The organism is Protofrankia sp. Cas3 (assembly GCF_963555955.1).
Lineage (GTDB): Bacteria > Actinomycetota > Actinomycetes > Frankiales > Frankiaceae > Protofrankia.
On record NZ_CAUVXP010000275.1, the window covers coordinates 1 to 3,957 of the forward strand.

At 66.3% G+C, this 3,957-nt stretch carries 6 protein-coding genes; 1 reads left to right on the plus strand and 5 read right to left on the minus strand.

Translation table 11 applies throughout. The features are described 5' to 3' along the window. Window positions 1-62: 62 nt before the first annotated feature. Window positions 63-359, minus strand: coding sequence for a GlsB/YeaQ/YmgE family stress response membrane protein (locus U9983_RS26950; RefSeq protein WP_322756705.1), 297 nt, complete (start codon window positions 357-359; stop codon window positions 63-65). A 116-nt stretch (window positions 360-475) separates the two neighbouring features. Further along, entirely contained in the window at window positions 476-730 is a 255-nt protein-coding gene (locus U9983_RS26955) for a DUF4332 domain-containing protein (protein WP_322756706.1), read from the minus strand. Between the two features lie 758 nt (window positions 731-1,488). Here U9983_RS26955 and U9983_RS26960 point away from each other — a divergent pair. Continuing rightward, on the plus strand, window positions 1,489-1,839 hold the full coding sequence (locus U9983_RS26960; protein WP_322756707.1) for a hypothetical protein: 351 nt from the start codon (window positions 1,489-1,491) through the stop codon (window positions 1,837-1,839). A gap of 238 nt (window positions 1,840-2,077) precedes the next feature. On the opposite strand, the gene U9983_RS26965 is transcribed toward U9983_RS26960, so the two are convergent. From U9983_RS26965 to U9983_RS26975, 3 genes are all read right to left on the minus strand, one after another. Further along, window positions 2,078-2,518 (minus strand): nitroreductase/quinone reductase family protein, encoded by a 441-nt coding sequence (locus U9983_RS26965; protein ID WP_322751418.1) that lies wholly within the window; start codon window positions 2,516-2,518, stop codon window positions 2,078-2,080. Window positions 2,519-2,580: 62 nt separating this feature from the next. Continuing rightward, on the minus strand, window positions 2,581-3,228 hold the full coding sequence (locus U9983_RS26970) for a TetR family transcriptional regulator (RefSeq protein WP_322756708.1): 648 nt from the start codon (window positions 3,226-3,228) through the stop codon (window positions 2,581-2,583). Between the two features lie 244 nt (window positions 3,229-3,472). Next, a partial coding sequence (locus tag U9983_RS26975) for an IS630 family transposase (RefSeq protein ID WP_322756709.1) occupies window positions 3,473-3,957 on the minus strand: 485 nt, incomplete at its 5' end.

Below are 3,957 nucleotides of genomic sequence, written 5' to 3' on the forward strand. Positions count from 1 at the left end.
GAAACTACTGAGGCGCTGCACTAGCCTCAGCACCGGAGTCATCGCGAACGCCATCCTGCCTGTCAACGGCGCGATGCCATGCGCCGACGCGCTCGAGACCCTCGGCCCGTCCTGCCAGTGACCGCCCGCAGGACCAGCTGCAGGATGACCGTCCCGACGATCGCAGTGATCCACGTCGATGCGCTGAAGAACGTGTCAAGCGAATCGACGTTGAAGAGCGTCTTGGCAAGCCAGCCGCCGAGAAGGGCTCCGACGATCCCGGAAACGCCCGCGACTATCCAGCCAAGCCGTTCCCCGGTAAGCTTTTCCGCGATCAGGCCGGCGACAAGCCCCAGCACGATCCAGGCGATGATGCCCACGATATTTCCTTACTACTCGATATCAGCCGGCTATTCGTCGTGTGCCGGCGTTCACGTGTCACGTCAGGGCTGGTGGTACCAGGCGATTGCGGAGTTCCGGGGGCGGACCGCGGACGTCACGCGGGATGCGTGTCCGTGTGAGCGTTCGCCTTGTCGATCCAGGTGCGTATCTGCAGCTCGGAAAGCCCCACGACCGGCCCGTGCCGCGCCTCGATCATCACCTTCAGGTTGGCCGCGTTGCGATGACGTAGTTCCTTGATCGAGGCAACCCCGACCTGCTCCAGGATTGCCCGGTACCTGAGACCGATGCCTTTGAGCTGGTCGAGATCACCCTTGTTGGTACTGTGATCACTGGTGTCGTTCGTGCTCATGGAGTCTCTCCTTTCAAGGGAGTCCGCCCGCCTCGTCGACGTCGAGCACCGCGACGAGAACGACGGCGCCGAGCCTCTGGCGACGGCGGGCTGGGCGCGGCGGACGCTGGCCCGTCTCCCTCGGCGTGCCGCCAGGGAAGCGGCCCGGACCAGCACTCGTGGGGGTCTGCGCCGCCGGGATCAGCGCCGCCCACGATCGTGGAAAGCGGGGGGACCGCCAATGGTCGTCGATTTCGCCGGGGCGTCGTTTTCGACGTGGCGTTGTGACGACGCGGATCGGGGCACACCTGGTCGACCAACGACGAGGGGCGGACGGGCCCCACGTGGACGGCGGAGAACCTCGACGCGGAGAGCGCCAACGACCCGCTCGGAACACTCGGACAGGCTCACGGATGACGTCCTATAGACGATCACTGATCGCGCCCGAGCGTGAGCAACACACTCGCGGTCCCGCGGCAGAAACGCGGCGTTTCCGGTCCCGAGCTGGCTATGTCCTAGCTTCCACAGCATAACTCCAGAAAATCTATTCGTCGATCACCCTCGAAAACCAGAAAAAACCGGCTCTTCAAAAACCGGCTCTTCGAAGTTGGCCGGGGTGGGGTGTGCTTCGTCTTGGTGGCTGTGGGTGGTGTCGGTCTGGCGTGGCTCGGTGTGGCCTGATGCGGGACGTCCGGGTGTCGTGACGTGAAAGGCCCGCAACTTCTGGCGATTTCGCGGACTGGGACAGACGCGCGGACTTCCCCGCCGCGGTGGACGCCATGATCGCGGCATACCGAGCCGACGACCTCCACGTCCGGATCGAGATGCAAACCGACCTGATAGGCACGTCTGCATGTGACGGACCCGACCAGCCCGACGAACTGCACCGCGTCGAGCTGGTCGCCAACTGGCGGTTCCAGTCACCGGTCCAGATGGACATCGGACCGGTGCTCCTGCCCGTATCGATCTCCGACGGCTGCCGCGGCTACGTCTGCCCGTGCAATACGCACGTCTGCCGCGCCGAACGCTCTCGCGGCTACCATCCGCGAATCCTCGCGAGGGCGCGTCGCCATGGCCAGGCCCGTCCAGTTGCGCTGCCGACAGCGCCACGCTGCCAGCAGTGCTCTTGATCGGGCCGCGAGACATCGGCGCGGCCCGCCCTGTCGGGAAGGCGATCCACTGACCAGGCCCTTCTCTCTGGGCGTCGGTGGTGGTGCCCGGTTTGGCGCCGTTCGCTGTTCGGTATTGACCGAACAGCGAACAGCCTGGCGCGGTCGCGGTGGCCGCATCAGCGCCGGGGAGCGGCTTGCCGCCGACCTGCACTACGCGTTGGCCACCGCAGTCGCGATGTCGGTGATCTGGTGGGCCCTATCGGAAGTTGTTCTCGGGAGGGTCGATAACGTCCAACCGGAAGACGTACCAGACTTGTGCGAGTAGCGCGATGTCGGTCTGGTTCAGCTGCTTCGTCGGGTGGTCGAAGGCGAATTTGAGTGTGGCGCGGGCTCGGCTTTCGAACTGTGGATAGGTGGAGCATCGGGTCAGGAATGTGGTTTTGTCGACGCCGTGGAGTTCGTAGGCCGCTACCTGTTCGACGGAGGCGCCCAGGATTAGCTCTCCGCCGCCGGCGGCTCGCAGGTTGCGGGCCCATTCGGCGTCTCCGAGCATGGTCATGATGTAGCGCTGTTCATCGAGGATCGTGACACGTACGGGCACTTCGTAGAGTCGCCCGGTGGTGCGCCCTCGTACGCGGAGGACTCGGAGCAGGTCGACTCCCCGGCCACCGGCACCGCGGCGAACCATGAACCGCATGACGGGGTTCATGACGCGGTAGAAGCGAAGTCGGCCAGCTGACGGCGGTCGAGCGGCTGTCGTCATGGCGACGGCCGGCCGCTCGTGGCGTCGGGGAAGCCCGCGCCGGTCTGGTCGAGCGCCTGGGTCATCGCCGAGCGCAACGCGCTGTCGGTGGCGCCGGCGGACCAGTGGTCGAACGCGACGCGTGAGGCGCCGATGGCTGCGGCGGCGACCAGGCCTGGAAGGAGGTCCTCGTGTCGCTCGACGCCCAGTCGCCGCGCGATCGCGTCGGCCAGTAGGGATTCGATGGTGGCGTACATCTTGAGTTGTTCGCTCCAGAGGCCGGGGTTTTCCGCGATCAGCCGAGCCTGTCTGGTGGTTGCGGTATCGGGAGGGTCGTCGGTAGGGAACTGGGCCACGATGGACCGGGTCACGGCTTGCCACAGGGGTTCCGCGGCCGGGCGCTGCTCGAAGGCGGCGATGACGTGCATCGTCCGGTCGAAGGCGGGGGCCACGACGGCCTCCTCCTTGCTGGAGAAATAGTTGTTGAACGTCCGGGGTGACACTCCGGCCTCAGCCGCGATGTCGGCGACGAGCACGTGTTCGAGGCCTCGCTCGATGGCGAGCCGAAGCGCGGCGTCGCTGAGCGCTGCGCGAACCACCGCCCGCTTGCGTTCCCGCAGGCGCAGGCCCGCCTGGGGTTGATCTGGATCCGTCCGCTGTGCCATGCCGGCAGCGTAGCACTAGAAGGTGCGTGGCACGAAAAAACATGCGGGCCGCGCATCCGTGTGACGATGGCGTGCCGGATGGCGTCCGCGAGGACCGCTCGAGCCGCGATGTCACTCGGCGATGACCGGGGGCGTTGGTGTCCGGCGCGATGACCTTCCGGATGGCGTTCGCGATGACTCCGGTGCTGAGGCTAGTGCAGCGCCTCAGTAGTTCCTTTCCGTCTCTTCGTGACGGATCGTGATGTCAGGCCTGGGCTGGTGGGGTGGGGTGGCGTTCGAGGTATCGGGCGTGTTCGGCGTCGGCGTCGTAGCTCCACTGGTAGGGCTGGGCCGTCTTGTTGTGGAGGATCGTGAACGCGGTGATCTGGGCGTCGAGGTCCTCGCGGGAGGTGAAGTCGCCGCGGCGCAGCAGCCGGCGGGTCAGGACGCCGAACCGCTGCTCGACCATGTTCAGCCAGGAGGCGTGCTTCGGGGTGTAGGTCGCGGAGAACCGTGGGTGCGCCTTCAACCAGGCCCTGGTGGCTCCTGCGGTGTGGCTGGACCCGTTGTCCATGATCAGATGGATGTGCAGTGCCGGGTCGGTCCGCTCGTCGAGCATCGCGAGGAAGGCGGTGAACGCCGCGGAGGTGTTACGGCCGATCCGTTCGGTGACGACCTCGCCCGTGGCGACGTCCATCGCCGCGATGATCGAGACAGTGCCGTGGCGGACGTACTCGAACTCGCGGCGGG

What these genes read in the sequence shown, in the direction of transcription:
- U9983_RS26955 (WP_322756706.1), bottom strand. Translation starts at nt 730, where the DNA reads ATGAGCACGAACGACACCAGTGATCACAGTACCAACAAGGGTGATCTC.
- U9983_RS26960 (WP_322756707.1), top strand. Translation starts at nt 1,489, where the DNA reads ATGATCGCGGCATACCGAGCCGACGACCTCCACGTCCGGATCGAGATG.
- U9983_RS26965 (WP_322751418.1), bottom strand. Translation starts at nt 2,518, where the DNA reads ATGCGGTTCATGGTTCGCCGCGGTGCCGGTGGCCGGGGAGTCGACCTG.
- U9983_RS26970 (WP_322756708.1), bottom strand. Translation starts at nt 3,228, where the DNA reads ATGGCACAGCGGACGGATCCAGATCAACCCCAGGCGGGCCTGCGCCTG.